Source organism: Litorivivens sp. (assembly GCF_057445395.1).
This window is the reverse complement of the sequence record NZ_JBVBUV010000048.1, coordinates 1-15,075: the sequence shown is the minus strand read 5'-3', so window position 1 is coordinate 15,075 and position 15,075 is coordinate 1. Positions and strand designations below refer to the sequence as shown.

At 55.1% G+C, this 15,075-nt stretch carries 15 protein-coding genes; 4 read left to right on the top strand and 11 right to left on the bottom strand.

The window, feature by feature from the left end; translation table 11 throughout:
- Window positions 1-123 precede the first annotated feature (123 nt).
- Window positions 124-1,341, top strand: a complete 1,218-nt coding sequence (locus tag AC222A_RS13255) for a cytochrome P450 (protein ID WP_372748157.1) — start codon at window positions 124-126, stop codon at window positions 1,339-1,341.
- A 58-nt stretch (window positions 1,342-1,399) separates the two neighbouring features.
- On the opposite strand, the gene AC222A_RS13250 is transcribed toward AC222A_RS13255, so the two are convergent.
- The 9 genes from AC222A_RS13250 to AC222A_RS13210 all read right to left on the bottom strand — a co-directional run bounded on the left by AC222A_RS13250 (window position 1,400) and on the right by AC222A_RS13210 (window position 9,396).
- Complete coding sequence (locus tag AC222A_RS13250) at window positions 1,400-1,768, bottom strand: PilZ domain-containing protein (protein ID WP_372748156.1); 369 nt, start codon at window positions 1,766-1,768, stop codon at window positions 1,400-1,402.
- A gap of 138 nt (window positions 1,769-1,906) precedes the next feature.
- The gene (locus tag AC222A_RS13245) at window positions 1,907-2,305 is read right to left on the bottom strand and encodes a PilZ domain-containing protein (protein ID WP_372748155.1); all 399 of its coding nucleotides are present in this window, start codon (window positions 2,303-2,305) and stop codon (window positions 1,907-1,909) included.
- Window positions 2,306-2,386: 81 nt separating this feature from the next.
- Window positions 2,387-3,769: a vWA domain-containing protein gene (locus AC222A_RS13240; protein WP_372758295.1), complete on the bottom strand. Its 1,383-nt coding sequence runs from the start codon at window positions 3,767-3,769 to the stop codon at window positions 2,387-2,389.
- Window positions 3,770-3,780: 11 nt separating this feature from the next.
- A complete protein-coding gene (locus AC222A_RS13235; protein WP_372750463.1) occupies window positions 3,781-4,704 on the bottom strand; it encodes an AAA family ATPase in 924 nt (307 codons plus the stop codon).
- A gap of 28 nt (window positions 4,705-4,732) precedes the next feature.
- Window positions 4,733-5,203, bottom strand: a complete 471-nt coding sequence (locus AC222A_RS13230; RefSeq protein ID WP_372758293.1) for a cupin domain-containing protein — start codon at window positions 5,201-5,203, stop codon at window positions 4,733-4,735.
- On the bottom strand, window positions 5,196-6,206 hold the full coding sequence (gene moaA, locus AC222A_RS13225; protein ID WP_372750306.1) for a GTP 3',8-cyclase MoaA: 1,011 nt from the start codon (window positions 6,204-6,206) through the stop codon (window positions 5,196-5,198). Before moaA ends, AC222A_RS13230 begins: the two co-directional genes overlap by 8 nt.
- Before the next feature lie 14 nt (window positions 6,207-6,220).
- Window positions 6,221-8,299 carry a putative bifunctional diguanylate cyclase/phosphodiesterase gene (locus AC222A_RS13220; protein WP_372796774.1) on the bottom strand — a complete coding sequence of 693 codons (2,079 nt, stop codon included), beginning with the start codon at window positions 8,297-8,299 and terminating at the stop codon, window positions 6,221-6,223.
- Window positions 8,300-8,509: 210 nt separating this feature from the next.
- The gene (locus tag AC222A_RS13215) at window positions 8,510-8,809 is read right to left on the bottom strand and encodes a hypothetical protein (protein WP_486775095.1); all 300 of its coding nucleotides are present in this window, start codon (window positions 8,807-8,809) and stop codon (window positions 8,510-8,512) included.
- A 251-nt stretch (window positions 8,810-9,060) separates the two neighbouring features.
- The gene (locus tag AC222A_RS13210; protein WP_372782970.1) at window positions 9,061-9,396 is read right to left on the bottom strand and encodes a hypothetical protein; all 336 of its coding nucleotides are present in this window, start codon (window positions 9,394-9,396) and stop codon (window positions 9,061-9,063) included.
- A gap of 263 nt (window positions 9,397-9,659) precedes the next feature.
- Between AC222A_RS13210 and AC222A_RS13205 the strand changes: the two genes are divergently transcribed.
- Window positions 9,660-11,015, top strand: coding sequence for an OmpA family protein (locus AC222A_RS13205; RefSeq protein WP_372750431.1), 1,356 nt, complete (start codon window positions 9,660-9,662; stop codon window positions 11,013-11,015).
- An 83-nt stretch (window positions 11,016-11,098) separates the two neighbouring features.
- Here AC222A_RS13205 and AC222A_RS13200 read toward each other — a convergent pair whose 3' ends face one another.
- Window positions 11,099-12,148, bottom strand: coding sequence for a PA0069 family radical SAM protein (locus tag AC222A_RS13200; RefSeq protein ID WP_372796770.1), 1,050 nt, complete (start codon window positions 12,146-12,148; stop codon window positions 11,099-11,101).
- Between the two features lie 183 nt (window positions 12,149-12,331).
- Here AC222A_RS13200 and AC222A_RS13195 point away from each other — a divergent pair, with 183 nt between their 5' ends.
- A complete protein-coding gene (locus tag AC222A_RS13195; RefSeq protein WP_372759006.1) occupies window positions 12,332-13,453 on the top strand; it encodes a CNNM domain-containing protein in 1,122 nt (373 codons plus the stop codon).
- On the opposite strand, the gene AC222A_RS13190 is transcribed toward AC222A_RS13195, so the two are convergent.
- The gene (locus AC222A_RS13190) at window positions 13,416-14,180 is read right to left on the bottom strand and encodes a TSUP family transporter (RefSeq protein WP_372759005.1); all 765 of its coding nucleotides are present in this window, start codon (window positions 14,178-14,180) and stop codon (window positions 13,416-13,418) included. The two genes, AC222A_RS13195 and AC222A_RS13190, sit on opposite strands and share 38 nt — an antisense overlap.
- A gap of 159 nt (window positions 14,181-14,339) precedes the next feature.
- Between AC222A_RS13190 and AC222A_RS13185 the strand changes: the two genes are divergently transcribed.
- On the top strand, window positions 14,340-15,075 hold a 736-nt coding region (locus tag AC222A_RS13185), incomplete at its 3' end, for a sterol desaturase family protein (RefSeq protein ID WP_486775094.1).

Genomic DNA, 15,075 nt, shown 5'->3' with positions numbered 1-15,075 from the left:
GTCAGCATCCTGGCTTGCTGGACAGGGAAATAATACGGAATATGAATAAATGGTCATGGCTGTGCCGCAGCGATGACGAATAATGCAACACGGCGAATAATCAGACGGTAGTAAGGACGTAGCATGCAACTCAGCGAGATTGATATCTACAACCCCGACAACTATGTGGCGGCGGTACCTCATGAGCAATTCCGGCGGCTGCGTGATGAAGCACCGGTGTTCTGGCACAAGCATCCTGACGGGGGCGGTTACTGGGTGATCAGCCGTTATGAAGATGTGCGACAGGTATCTCGTGACTATGCGACCTTTTCGGCGCAACGCGGCTTTGTCATGGTAGACGAACTGCCGCCTGAAATACTCGGCATGGCGCAGGGCCAGTTGCTGGGAATGGACCCTCCTAACCACGGGCCTATTCGGCGTGCGGTGATAGAGCGATTTACTTCAAAAATGTTGGTGAAGATGGAGCCGATGGTGCGCGAAATTGCGCGCGAATCGCTATTGGCTGCGCGGGATATCGCGCGTGACAAAGGCGAGTGCAATTTTGTCTTTGATGCTGCAGGCAACCTTCCAACCGCCGTTATTTGCAGCCTGATGGGTGTGCCGCGCGATATGTGGGGGCAAATCCGTCATTGGTCGGATATGCAGACATCTGCCGGTGATCCGGACTTGGGCGCAAGCCCGGAAGAAACCCAGCAGATCAGCATGGAAATGGGTATGTACGGCTATCAGCTGGCTACGGAGCGTCAGAACAGCGACGCCGATGACCTTATTTCCCTGCTGATCAACGTCGAAGTAGATGGTCACAAGGTCAGCGCCGAAGAGTTTGCCTCGCTGTTTATCCAGATCACGGTGGCCGGCAATGAAACCACGCGCTCGATGATTGCCAGTGGTATGCATGAGCTGCTGAAGCAGCCTGAGCTATATCGCCAGCTAGAGGCCAACCCGGACCAGCTGCCGGCGGCGGTGGAGGAAATGCTGCGGTGGTCAACGCCGCTACATTACTTTCGGCGTACAGCAACCTGCGATACCGAGCTGCGGGGCCAGAAAATCCGGGAAAATGATCGAGTGGTGATGCTGTACTCATCGGCCAATTTTGATGAGCGCGTGTTTGAAAATCCGCTAACGTTTGATATCTCAAGGAACCCCAATCCCCACTTGGCTTTTGGTCACGGCATACATTTGTGCCTGGGCGCCAATCTGGCGCGACTGGAAGCCCGGATTTTCTTTGAGGAGTTCTTCAAGCTGTTTAGTGGTGCTGAGTTGGCCGGAGAGCCAAAGCGCATTCGCTCAAATCTGGTGAATGGCTATAAAGACATGCCGGTGAGGCTGCAGCCGCGCTAACGCGGCTGTTCACTGGCTAAACTGGGCGTTGGGCTGGCCCGGTCGGGGCATGAGTGCGCTAGCTATTGGCGGCTTCGCGCAAGCCGTGCTTTAGTACTTTATCTGCCCACTGGCTCTGTGCCGTTTCGCGCGATGGATAAAGCTCTACCCCTGACTGGTATTCATTTCCCACCTGTCGGGTCCACTTGACTTCGCCCACCAGCGTCAGCGGGTATTCCTCACCGTTATCCACGAAAATTCGCAGGATACGTTCGGGGAGCAGAGATTCTTTGGTGGCGATCTGCATACCGCGGGAGGAGATATCCAGGGTACGGGCCAAAGCAAGTTTGGCTGATGCCGTAGCGTCAGGCTGGGCGGATTCCACTTCTACAAAAACCAGTGACTGGTCGTCAAAGCGGCGGTCGTTGCGGCGTTCGGTATTCATCATGATTACAGAGGCATGGAAACGAAAGTGGTGAGAATACTACCACGATTGTTCCCGGCAAGCCTGTAGCGTGATCGTAATGTGACCTAGCGCTCATTTTTTCGCGATTGGTTGACTGGGGGGCAGTATCGCCCCGAGGTTCTACCCAGCCAAACTGGCATGATCACTGGTTAGCGATGCTGCTGACGAAGACCGCAGAAGCATCTTGCTCAGACGGTTCTGCCACAAAAGGTAGTCGGTGCCGAGTGTGTCTTCCAGTAGAAGACCCATCAGGTAGCGGTTGCCACCCTCAGCTACCACCCAGCGGACGGTGCCGAACAGCGTCAGATCGTTGCCGGATTCAAGGTGAAAGCGAAGGCGAAAACGTTCGAACACGCGCAACGGGTTGATGCAGCGTACTTTCAGCCCGTGTTTGGAAATGTCTGTTACTTGGCATTCTTCGCGGCTTGCCACGATCGAATAGCCACCGTTCTGCAGATAGATATCCAGGCAGTGGTCGTCGGCAGTTTGGTAACGTTTCTCTATGCGGTGATCGGCCATGCTGTCAGGCTCCTGATGGTTCTAGAGACGTACTCTACTGGAACCGGTGGCAAGCAGTACCCGTAATTGTGCGTACCGGGATCAGTGCAAAACGGTGAGCAGGCGGTCCAATAAGCGCTCCAGTTTGGCCATCGAGTTGCACTCGGCTACAAAATGACAGGCGCTCTGGTAGCGTTTGATCTCGGAGTCGCCAGTATTCCAGCTTGCGCGGGGTTCGGGGTTGAACCAGAGCAGATACTTGCTGCGCTGGTAGAGTTCTCGCAGTTGGTCGAGGCCGGGGTCGGCGCTATTGGCGCGGCCGTCACCGAGGATGATAAGCGTGGTATTACGGTCGATCTGGGCAGAGTACTCGCTTACAAACTGTTTGAAACTGTTGCCGTAGTCGCTGCTGCCGCGCCCCCACTTCTGGTTGACCAGTTCAACCGCCTGCTCAGGCGGGTGGCGCTCAAATAGGTCGGTCACCTCGTAGGTTTCGCTGGTAAACACAAAGCTGCGGATGCGAGGCATCACATCGGTCAGGCTGTACAGGAACAGCAGCAGAAAACGGGCGTAAGTCGAGACGGAGCCACTGACATCGCAAAGCACAACGAGTTTTGGCTGGTCTTTCCGCTTTTGCTTCCAGTAGGTATGGAAGGGTACGCCACCATAGGCTAGGTTGCGGCGCAGGGTCTTTGCCATGTCGAGTTTGCCGCGACGGTCTACCCGGCGCCGTTGGCGGTGACGGGTGGCGAGTTTTTTAGCCAGTGCGCGAATCAGTGTGGGGAGCTGTTTCAGGTGGTAGTGCTCCAGCGCCGAAAGTCGGGTATTGCGCAGCATCTGTTGTTGAATGGCGCGCCCGGCGGCATTGGCATTGAGTAATAGCTGGTGCTCAACGGCATCGCGCGCCGCCATATCAAGCACATATCGCTGCTGTTCCAGCCATTCAATGGGGCCAGCCAGCTCCTCGCTGTCGATGGCCTTTAATGCATCGATGGCCCTGTCGAATTGGCCGGTACCTGCTGCTTCTGCCAGGCGCCGCCGGAATATGCCTTTCTGGGTGTTAAAGCGCACATTGTCCAGGCTGATGCCTTCGGCGGCTTCTTCGATGGCCATGGCCACGGCATCATTATTACCTTCCAGTGCGGCCTGCACCATCGGCGCGCTGAGCGCATTCTGCACGGCGGCGTCGCCGGCTACCGCGTCAGGCAATTCAAACTGGCTCGGGTGAGGTGATTCTGTCTTGGTTTGCTGCTGTTCGCTGTGGCGCTCACCTTTGGCCAGAAAGTACAGGTCAAAACACTGGTGGAACAGGGCTTTCTCATCACGCGTTTTAGTGAGTGAGGCTGCCAGTGCATCGCGCAGCAACTGCTGGTTGCTGTAACCAATAACGTCGGCCGTTTGCAGTGCATCGAGGGTTTCGCTGGTAGAGATACGCACGTCGTGCTGCCGTAGGGTATTGATAAAGCCAAGCAGAGTCTGTTCCATGGTGGTAGCGCCTAGCCTTTCAATAGCTGCCGGATTTCCGGCGTCACCAGCTGGATATCCTCTTCGAACTTGAGGATCACATTCAAGGTGCTTTGCACCAGCTCCGGCGATAGGGCGGTGGCGTGCAGCAGCAGCAGGGCGCGAGCCCAGTCCAATGTCTCGCTAACGGCTGGGGCCTTTTTCAGATCCAGTTCGCGGACCTGCTGAATAAAGGTAACCAGCTGCTCGCCGAGAGAGTCTGGAATTTCCGGCACTCGGGTTTTTACTATGCGGGTTTCGAGCGCGCGACTGGGAAAGTCAATGTATAGGTGCAGGCAACGGCGTTTGAGCGCGTCGCTCAGATCGCGCGTGTTGTTGCTGGTGAGGATGACGACCGGTTTCGTGGTGGCGTGGATGGTGCCGATTTCTGGGATGGACGCCTGAAAGTCGGACAGAATTTCCAGCAGCAGCGATTCGAATTCATAGTCGGATTTGTCAATCTCATCGATCAGCAGGACCGCGCCATCCTTTTCTCGGAGCGCTTTGAGTAGCGGGCGCGGTTCGAGAAATTCTTCCGAATAGAAAATATCGCCGAAGGATTTCAGCCGTTCCACAGATTCGGCCAGCCCTTTGGCGCCCTGAAGAATATCGTGCAGCTGCTCTTTGAGAACCTGGCTGTAGAGCAATTGCTTGGAATATTTCCAGTCGTAAAGTGCTTTGCTTTCGTCCAGGCCTTCATAGCATTGCAGGCGCACCAGAGGCAGTCCATTGAACTGAGCCGTTGCTTTGGCCAGTTCGGTTTTGCCTACGCCGGGTGGGCCTTCCACCAGAATCGGGCGCTGCAGCTGTTGGGCGAGATAAACCGTGGTGGCGATGGCTTCACTGGCGATATAGCCGGCGCCGGCAAAGCCATTGATCAACGTGTTCACGGCCACTGTGGCCGGGGAATCCTGCACCGTGTTAACTCCTGTTCCTGATTGTGAATTAGGTTTGGCAGAGGGCTTTCAGGCTGGGCCAGTGTTCCGGGTAGCGCTGCTGCATTTCATCCGCGCTGGCCATTTCGTGATCGTCGAAATCAAAGCCAGGGCATACAGCTTCCGAGATCAGCGCGTAATCGCCACAGAGTAATTGAGAGCCCTTCCAGAATCCACCGGGCACGGTGAGTTGCAGTTGTTCGCCGCTGGGTACATCCGGCCCGAGTGTTATTTGCAGAAGTTTACCTTCCGGCGTCAGCAGGGTGTAAAGCAGGGAGCCGCCACCTTGCCAGTAGTGCACGATATCGGAGCGGTTGCGATGCAGGTGTCCGGTGGGTTGATCATCAGTGAGCAGGTAAAAAATGCTGCTCATCAGGCGTCGCCCCAGGTGGGTGTGCGAGCTCTCATAGGTGCGCCGGAAAAAGCCACCTTCGGGGTGGGGACTTAATTGGAGCTTTTCGATGAGGGTGTGTTTATCCACCGGTCATGTTCATAAAGCGGACGATCTGTGGTTCGTCGTCGTTAAGTTCGAAATGATGGCGCTCGGGTTTGATGGCCATGGCCTGGCGGATAGTATGCTGCAATCGCTCGCTGTCACCGGGGTATGCATCCAGCACCTCTTTAAGGTCGGCCGAATGCTCGTTTCCAAGGCAGAGCAGCAAGCGTCCTTCAACGGTAACGCGCACGCGGTTGCACAAATGGCAAAAGTTGTGGCTGTGAGGTGAGATGAAGCCAACCCTTATTGAACTGTCTACCATGCGGTAATAATCAGAGGGCCCCCCGGTGTTTTCGTGGCTGTTTCCGAGTGGGTAGCGCTCGTCTATTATCTCGCGCAGCTCGTCACTGGAACAGAAACTCAAGGCCCGACTGTGCTCGTCAATCAGACCCAGTGGCATTTCTTCAATGAAGGAAATGTCCACGCACTTGTGTCGGGCGAACTCCACCAGATCGAGCACTTCGTCATCATTGCGGCCCCGAAGAATGACGGCGTTGAGTTTGATGCGCGAAAAACCGGCGTCGATTGCGGCGTCGATACCGCGTAATACCCGGTTAAGGTCGCCAGTGCGGGTGAGCTGTCTGAATTTGTCTGCCTGCAGGCTGTCGACGCTGATATTGATGCCGGTGAGTCCGGCAGCTTTGAGCGCTGGTGCATACTTGTCCAGCTGGGCGCCATTGGTCGTTAGGTGTAGCTCTTTGAGGCCTTCCAGCGCACCTAGGCGTTCTACCAGCGATAACACATTGTTCCGGATCAGGGGTTCGCCGCCGGTAAGACGAATTTTGGTAACGCCAAGGTCTACAAAAGCCTTGCCCACGTCGTACAACTGTTCCAGAGACAGAATCTGATTGCGGGGCAGGAACGTCATGTCTTCGGCCATACAATAGACGCAGCGAAAATCGCAGCGGTCCGTTACGGACAGCCGTACATAATTGATTTGTCGGCCAAAGCGATCGATCAATTGGGAGGGGGTAACTGCACTGCTCATAGTCGTCGATGGTATCACACTCCGTGGCTGTGCACGGAGTGTCTAGGATCGTCCTCGGTTGGACGCCAGCGCAGGAATTCGTCTTCAGGCAGTGGCTTGCTAAACAGGAACCCCTGCATATGGGTGCAGCCCATTCCTACCAAGGCCTGGAACTGCTCGGGGGTTTCCACGCCTTCCGCGACAACCTTGATGTCCAGCGCTGCACCAATATTGAGCATGCCGTCGAGCAGTTGGCGGCCCCTGACAGTGTGTAGCTGGTCGATGAAGTATTTGTCGATTTTCAGGATATCCAGCGGTAGCCGTGCGAGATAGGACAGGGAGGAAAAGCCGGTGCCAAAATCGTCAATGGCAATCAGTACGCCGGCTTTGCGTAATTTTTCCAGTTCCCGATAGGTCGCCTTGTCATCGTCTATCAGTGCACTTTCGGTCAGCTCCAGGGTGATGCTGTCGGGCGAAATATCAAAGCGACGCATGGTTGCGAGAGTTTTGTCCGCGTACTGATGGGCGCGTAATTGCCAGGGACTGACATTGATCGACAGTCGGCCGCGAAATGCACCATTGCGTTGCCAGCGAGCCAGTGCGTGACAGGCCTCTTCCAACACCCAGTCGCCCAGTTCGACCATCATTCCGCGTCGTTCTGCCAGGGGGATAAACAATGCTGGTGATATCAGGCCGCGCACGGGGTGTTGCCAGCGGATCAAGGCTTCTGCACCCACCGGTTCGCGATTGGCGTTGAGCTGTGGCTGGTAGTAAAGCCGAAAGTGATTATCTTTAAATGCCAGGTCAAGGGCGAGCTCAAGGGCCTGGCGCTCTGCCATGACGGCGGCAAATGAAGGGTCGTAATAGATTGCGGTATCACCGCCCCGGTTAGTCGCATCTTCAATTGCCAGGTCGGCGTGGTAGAGCAGTTCTTCGGTGGAGAGGCTGTCCACGATGTCTACCATACCGATGCTGTAGTTCAGATCTATAGCCTGTTGGCCAATGCGAAATGGCGTGGCCAAGGCGCTCCCTGGGATCACCTGACCGATACCGCTTTCTGCCGAGAGTTCGATGATCTCTTCCGGTTGCGTGGTGATCAGGGCAAACTCCGCCTCGGAAATGCGGGCTGTGAGCTTGGCTTTGCGGTAGTGAGTTCGCAATCGATCGGCCAGCTGGCGCAGCAGTGATTCACAGTTAGTCTCGCCAAAGGTTTGCTTAAGTTCACGATAGCGATCAATTTGAATGACTAACAGCTTATAGCCTCGACGCTTGTCCTTTCGGCAGCGCTCGATCGCTGCCTTTAGCTTGCGGTTGTTGGCCAGTCGGGTCAGCTCGTCAGTAAATGCCTGCTGGCGGGCGCGTTGTTCAGAGGCGGCCTTTTCTTTGAGTTCTTTGGATAGGCGCTGACTCTTATCCGACAGCTCTGCCACCCGCGCTCGATTATCGACTCCGAAACACACACCAATAACAGCGAATAACCAAACGAAAATGACTCCACCGGGCAATACAAACGGGCTCATGTCGTAGTAGTAAAGCAGCTGAGAAGTTGCCGATACGGCTTGGAGTAACACGTAACTGCCTATCAGGCAGGCGGCCAGTCTGGTGCCGCGCCGGTGCATATGCATGCAGCACCAGCATCCCCAGCCGACCATAAGTATCGCCAACAGCTGGAACGCGGCTGATGTTTTCCGGTAGGTGAATGAAAACCGCTCGGAACCTTCCTGCTCAGGGTAGAACTGCAGATTGTCTAAAAAGAAGCCGTAGGGTAGGGTCAGGCTGTAGACCAGCAGCGCTGTACATACGGCGCTGTAGGCAATTAACAGGGGCTTGCTTAACGATTTGTTAATAACCCCTGCATATAGGGCGAGCATCCAGGCGAATGCAACCAGGTAGCCAAAGGCTCCTATGTTCTGGATCTTGGTTGCAATAGAGAAGCTTTCCAGCGTTTCGGCCCTGTAGAACCAGGCGGTCGCGGTCAAAAACAGTGCAACGCTGAAACACAGTGCGGCAAATGCCTGATACAGCGCACGATAGCGGTCTGCTGTTCCCATAATGACGGCTTCTATTGCCGTGTACAGGGCGAGCGCGCTGGTTATGTAGTAAGTCAGCTCCATAGATACTGCAGTAGTTGTTTCAATGGTTGCAGCATCGTGCTGAGAATAGTGCCGAGATTAGCTGCCTGCACTAAGAGTGAGTTTACGGCCATGTGTTGTCAACCATTGACTGTTGGGCATATCGGCCTTAAGCCGGTCGGCAATACTCACTAGAATGGCGTCGCAATGGCTTTCGCTTAAGGACTGCCGAATTTCCCGCAGGCGGTCGACCTATACCAGCATCAGGCTCAAGCCGGTGGGGTCGCTCAGCAGCGTCTCTTTGAGCTGGGCACGTAATTCCAATTCGTTGGGCAGGCCGGTCAGCGAGTCTGAGAAAGCCTGAGCTCGCACCGTGTGTTCCGCAATACGTCGGCGCTCAACCTCTTCGTGGAGTTCGTCCCGTTGCTGTTTCAGCTCCTGAATAAGGAGGCGAGTGTCGTGGCCAAAATACAGAGAAATAACCACAAACAACCACAGGAAGGTAATTCCGTCGGGAATATCTGCTTGCACATGCCCAACGTTGTAGAGCAACTGTTCGGCGAATGACAGGCCAAGTGCGACCAGATAGCTACTGAATAAGACTGGAGTGAAGCGATTCCTGTTGCGCCATAGTAAGCGGCAGCACCATGCCCCCACAATACACTGGCAAAACCCAGTAGCTGGTACACCACAGACGATGGGCGATAGTCATCCTGTATCTTTACAATTTTGCTGCCAAGAATGTCAATGTGGCCGAGCAGCGTTACATTGTCGACGAATAGACCAAAGGGCAGCGTCAGGCTTTACACGGTTAGTGCCGCGGCCAAGAGCGTGAAGAAGATCAGCCCTGCCATTATTTTCGGTCGGAACTGTGCGTGGGCGTAATTGGCCATTAACCGGACAAAGCTGGTCATAAAGCCAAAGGCGCCAACGCCCTGCCAGCGACTGTGTTGGGCGAACTCTGGCAGTGCCGGCGCACCGAGCAGAGCGGCTGTTGAACTGAGGAAAAGTGCAGTAAAGCCGCACAGAAAGAGGTAGGCCCGGTATACGTGGCGCTGCCGGTTGGCGGAACTCAATGGCACAGCCTGTAACGCCGCAAACAGCTCGATAGCACAGGCTGCGTAATATATGGTAATCATGGATGGTCAGTGACCTATGATTCCGCAACCGTCAGTTGGGCTAATCTAGCGATTTTGCAAGGGGATTGCCAGTTGTGGACATAGGCAGACAACAGGGCCACTATTTTTGTTATGATCACGTACGGCGTTCTTATGAGTTGAGCGAACGCTGATGGTTACTACTAATTTTGCGGGCAGCGTCAGAAAAACAAAAACACCCGGTCCCGATGTGGGGGGTATCTGGAGACGCGCCAATATTCAGTCATGCGTGTAAGAGGAAAACCATGAAAAAGCTACTTGTTTTGCCGTTTCTGGCTGTGCCGCTAGGGTTGGCTGCACACGAGGCGGACAAAGATTTTGATCTGGGGCATTGGTATATCGAAGGCGGCTATACAGCCTCTAGCCTGAAGGATGCAGACAGCATTATAACCTTCGACAGCAATGCCAATACCTGTGAGGACCTGATTCCGCAGCTGGCGCCGGGGCCGCTGGGCTGTAATGCAGGGCAACAGAGCGGCTTTATTTTGCTGTTTCCGACCAATCAGGCGCTTGGGCCGGGTTCTGCTGCGACCTTTGATACAACCTACGATGATGGCAGCGGCTACGAAGTGTCGCTCGGTTATGACTATCCCGGTGCCTTTCGTCTGGAACTGAACTACACGGATTTCGACAACGACCTGGAAGAAGTGGGTGGCGTTGAAGCAGAAGATACCCTGCAATCACAGCAGTTGATGGGCAACCTCTGGTTTGATTTTAACGAAGACGGTGTGGTGCAGCCGTACCTTGGTCTGGGTCTGGGTGCGGCGAGACTTTCGCTGGAAGAAGCCGACGACACGGTCATGGTGGCGCAGGCTGGTCTGGGTCTTAATTTCGCGCTCACAGAACACCTGAAGATCAATCTTGGTTATCGTTATTTTGAAGGTAAGGATGCCGAGTTCACGAATTCAACCAGTGAATATCAAACCGAATACGGGGGGCAGCGAGTGTTGCTTGGTATTCGCTACGACTTCCTGGCCGAGCCACCACCGCCGCCGGATTCAGATGGTGATGGTGTTCTGGACGACCAGGATCAGTGCCCCAATACTCCGCGTGGCGTAGCGGTAGATCCGCTGGGTTGTCCGCTGGACAGCGATGGTGACGGAGTGCCTGATCACAAGGACAAGTGTCCGGGAACGCTGCCGGGAACTAAAGTCGATGCCAATGGTTGTCCGCTGGACAGCGACGGCGACGGTGTAGTTGATGCCAGAGACGAATGCCCCGCAACGGAAGCCGGTCGCAAGGTTCTTGATAATGGCTGTGAGTCTATCGTGTTGCGTGGTGTCAATTTTGAAAACAATCGCTCCACCTTAACACCGCAGGCTGAGCAGGTTTGTCGCGGAGTAGCTGAAATTCTGCAGCGCGCGCGCAATATCAATGTGGAACTGCAAGGCCACACAGATAGCGTGGGTGCCGCCGAGTATAACCAGAAACTGTCGCAGGCCCGTGCGGAATCGGTGCGTACCTGCCTGATCCAGAACGGCGTTGCTGCGTCGCGTCTCACGGCGCGCGGTTATGGTGAGTATCAGCCGGTGGCGTCCAACAGTACCGCCGAAGGTCGTGCCAAAAACCGACGTACTGAAATGATGATCACCAACAACTGATCAGTCATTGTTCCTTGAAAACGCCGCCTAACTGGCGGCGTTTTTATTTCCGGAACATTTTCGCTTGTCGTCAGTAGTAGAAGTTAGAAAAGTGCCATTTGATCGTCACCCGGAACATGAAACCGGGAGCAGTCCAGGGCTAGTGAACGCTCGGTAGACAATCCAAGACGTCTGGCAGCAATAGCAAATCGGTGTTTGATCAGATCGGCAAAAATACCTTGACCACGCATTCGCTCGCCAAACCGGTTGTCGTAAAGTTTGCCACCGCGCAGCTCGCGTAGACGGCTCAGGACATGGTTGGCTCTATCCGGAAAATGCTCGCGTAACCACTCGCAAAACAGCGGGGCCACTTCGTGTGGTAGGCGCAGTAAAATGTAGCTGGCGCTTAGGGCCCCGGCAAAAGCCACCGCGTCGAGAATATCTTCAATTTCCGATTCGTTTATCAGTGGAATAACCGGGGCTATCAATGCCGAAACCGGGACACCGGCTTCGCACAGGGCGCGGATAGTTTTCACGCGGGTGGCGCCGGACGCGGTGCGAGGCTCGAGTATGCGTTTGAGGTTGTTGTCGAGGGTGGTAACACTGATGGCTACCTGCACCAGATTACGCTCTGCCATGTCGCCCAGCAGGTCAAGGTCGCGAAGAATCAATGCGCTTTTGGTAATAAGCGAAACGGGCTGATTAAAATCACTGGCTACTTGCAGCAATTGGCGGGTGATCTGCAGTTCCCGTTCGATGGGCTGGTAAGCGTCGGTATTGATGCCAAGGGCGATGGGTTCGCAGCGGTAGCCGGGGCGCGACAAAGCCTCGCGCAGCAGTGCCGGAGCATTGGTTTTGGCGCTGATCCGGGTTTCGAAATCCAACCCAGGTGAAAGATCCAGATAGCTATGGCTGGGTCGTGCGAAACAGTACACGCAGCCGTGTTCGCAGCCCCGGTAGGGATTGATGGACACATTGAATGGAACATCCGGTGAGCGGTTGCGCGTGATAAGCGAGCGGGCGTGCTCGTGCCTGATTTCTGTGGGTACGCTGGCGATATTCGTATCGCTATCCGGGTCAAGCTCCAATGTGCGTATGGCGAAGCGCCCGGCCATGGTTGAAGCGCTGCCGCGGCCTTTGATTGAGGTGCTCATCGGTGATCTCTCACTGTGCTGTATTTATATACAGTATTTCGGTGGTGGTCATTTTGCAAGTGTGAGTGAACAGGAGTGCTTGGGTTACGCCATGTTTCGTGCAATACCGCGCACAACGGGCCGTGAATCAGCCGGTAAAAAGGGGTAAGGTAGGCGCTCTTGTCTAACTGAGTACAAATTCCTATGTTCACCCTGCTGGTTGCCTATTTTTTGCTGGCTATTGGCTTTTCCTTTCTATGCTCACTCTGGGAGGCGGTGCTGCTGAGCATCACCCCTGCTTACGCCCAGATCAAGTTTCAGGAAGGGGCTGGTATTGGCCGTCAGCTAAAGCACTTCAAAGACAACGTTGACCGTCCGTTGGCGGCGATTCTCACCCTCAACACCGTGGCTCACACCGTGGGCGCGATCGGTGTGGGGCAGCAAGCCACGCAACTCTGGGCCGAGACCAACCCGATGCTTACGGGGGTGGTGATTCCGGTGGTGCTGACGCTGGCGATTTTGATCCTGTCGGAAATCATTCCCAAAACCTTGGGGGCGAACTACTGGAAAGAGTTGGCACCGTTTACCGTCTATTCACTGAAAGTGGTGATTACACTGTTGCTGCCGCTGGTTTGGCTGAGTCAGCAGCTCACCGGGGTATTGCGCAAGGATAAAAGTCGCAGCGTGTTTTCACGGCGAGATTTTCTGCTATTGGCGGAGATCGGTGAAAAGGAGGGGGTTATTGAGAAAAATGAATCCGCTTTTATCGCCAATCTCCTGCGCTTTAAAAATATTCGGGCCAAGGATGTAATGACGCCGCGAACCGTGGTGAAGGCCGCGCCAATGGACCTTACCTTGCAGGAGTTTCATGAGCGCGAGGGCAATCTGATCTTTTCGAGGATTCCCATTCACGAAGAGGGCTCAAAGGACAAGGTCGTGGGTTATGTGCTGAAGGACGAGTTGCTGGTTGAGCTGGTGGACCATCACGGCGAAAAGCGGCTGCGTGATCTCAAGCGTGAACTGCTGACTATTCACGAGTCCTGTCCGCTGCCCGATATTTTCAGTCGTTTTCTGGAAAAGCAGGAACACATAGCGCTGGTGGTTGATGAGTACGGCGGCACCGCTGGCATTGTGACCATGGAAGATGTGATAGAAACCCTGATAGGTATGGAAATTGTCGATGAGATGGACAACGTCGACGATATGCAAAAGCTTGCCCGAGAGCGCTGGATGCGTCGTGCCCGCCAGATGGGGCTCAATGTCGATCCGGAGGCGGCAGCAGAGACGCCTAGCCCAGCACCGCCCGTGTCAGCCCCACCAGACTGATCAGCAGCAGGGCACTGCCCAACACCCGCATGAACACGGCCGTATCTGCCTGTAACATATGTTCGTGAAAGCGCAGGCCGATCACGTGGCCGATCAGGGCGCAGGGCAGAAGCCAGAGATGGTGGATCAGCTGTAAATCCACGTCGAAATAGACAAAGGCCGCCATCTTGATGGCGACCAATACCAGCCACAGCACGAACAGCGTATCGCGCAGCTTTTCTTTGGCCACGTGCTGAGCAGCCACCGCGATAATCAGCGGCGCGCCAATTAACGAGGTGCCGCTGATATAGCCACCGAGCAGTAAAAACACGGTGTCCACCACCCGGCTTTTACTTTGGAAGGGCCGGTTGAAAATATACGACAGTGAGTAAACCGCCACGATGCTGAAGATCACACCGCTCATGAGTGCTGAGGGTAGTGTGACCAGCCCGAATACCCCCACCATTTTCGGAATGATCATGATAAGCAGCAGGTAGCGCAGGTAGTGCCAGTCAACGGTGCCCCCCTGCTGAGGCTTGCCGCGGTTGTTCTGGATGACAGTGATGGAGGCGAATACCAGCAGGTGGGCAGCTATCAGGGGCAGGAACACCAGCGCATCGTTGTGCACCAGCAGCAGAAACGGTAGCGACAGCACGGCGCCGCCGAAGCCCAGGCCCGATCGCACAAAGCCGCTCCAGACAAAAATCAGTCCGATCAGGGCGTATTGATACCAGAAAAGTTCCTGCACGCTGCTCACTTGGTCGCGGTTGGGCGCGCATTGTATGCGCCGCTCGGTGACATGAAAAGCCTGGGTTGCAGGCCGCCTTACGATTTCATTAAAACACTTGTATTACTTTTGCGGCATGCCTAAGCTGGCTCCATTCTTAGCGACGCAGGAAGGCATGCTGTGGTTAGTGTTGAAAATGGTGTTGTGAGTCAGGAGCAATTACTCGGGCTGTTTCTGGTGGGGATGTTTATGACGAGCTACCTGGTGGAGCTGGGTCGGGGAAGAATACAGCGCAGCCGTCAACCGTGGCGAGATGCCGTATTCAGTGGTGTGGGCGTGCTAGCGCAGATTGGTCTGTCCGGGCCGTTGCTCGGCGGATTGGTTGGGGTATTGGCAGCGGCGCTTTTCCCAACGTCGGCCGGAGGGTGGGCTCATTGGCCGTTTTGGCTGGCATTTTTTGGTTTCATTTTGTTGGAAGATTTCCTGCACTACTGGCTGCACCGCTACGCCCACGAATGGCGCTGGTTGTGGAGGCTTCATCGAACACATCACAGTGGTACGGCGATGAATGTTGGGCTGGTGTTTCGCTATAACGTTTTCTGGACGTTGATGTTGCCCCAAGCCTGGTTCGCGGCGCTGATGGTTTACATGGGCTTGCATGAGGTGTATTTCGCAGTCACCGCAGTCACCTTCACCGTCAATGTGTTGACACATATGAGCAGTCGCTGGGATCTATGGTTGTGGCAGAAGGTGCCGGGGGTATGGGGTTTGGTTTGCCGCGTCATTACGACGCCTGATACCCACCACGCCCATCACGGCATGGGGCGCGGCGCAAACCCTCGGGGCAACTATGCGGTTGTGTTTTTTCTTTGGGATACGCTATTTGGCACCGGCAAAATTCCACGGGCCCGACAGC

Bases quoted from the DNA above. Each gene is read 5' to 3' on its own strand.
- AC222A_RS13255 (WP_372748157.1), top strand. From the start codon at position 124: ATGCAACTCAGCGAGATTGATATCTACAACCCCGACAACTATGTGGCG.
- AC222A_RS13250 (WP_372748156.1), bottom strand. From the start codon at position 1,768: ATGATGAATACCGAACGCCGCAACGACCGCCGCTTTGACGACCAGTCA.
- AC222A_RS13245 (WP_372748155.1), bottom strand. From the start codon at position 2,305: ATGGCCGATCACCGCATAGAGAAACGTTACCAAACTGCCGACGACCAC.
- AC222A_RS13240 (WP_372758295.1), bottom strand. From the start codon at position 3,769: ATGGAACAGACTCTGCTTGGCTTTATCAATACCCTACGGCAGCACGAC.
- moaA (WP_372750306.1), bottom strand. From the start codon at position 6,206: ATGAGCAGTGCAGTTACCCCCTCCCAATTGATCGATCGCTTTGGCCGA.
- AC222A_RS13220 (WP_372796774.1), bottom strand. From the start codon at position 8,299: ATGGAGCTGACTTACTACATAACCAGCGCGCTCGCCCTGTACACGGCA.
- AC222A_RS13210 (WP_372782970.1), bottom strand. From the start codon at position 9,396: ATGATTACCATATATTACGCAGCCTGTGCTATCGAGCTGTTTGCGGCG.
- AC222A_RS13205 (WP_372750431.1), top strand. From the start codon at position 9,660: ATGAAAAAGCTACTTGTTTTGCCGTTTCTGGCTGTGCCGCTAGGGTTG.
- AC222A_RS13200 (WP_372796770.1), bottom strand. From the start codon at position 12,148: ATGAGCACCTCAATCAAAGGCCGCGGCAGCGCTTCAACCATGGCCGGG.
- AC222A_RS13195 (WP_372759006.1), top strand. From the start codon at position 12,332: ATGTTCACCCTGCTGGTTGCCTATTTTTTGCTGGCTATTGGCTTTTCC.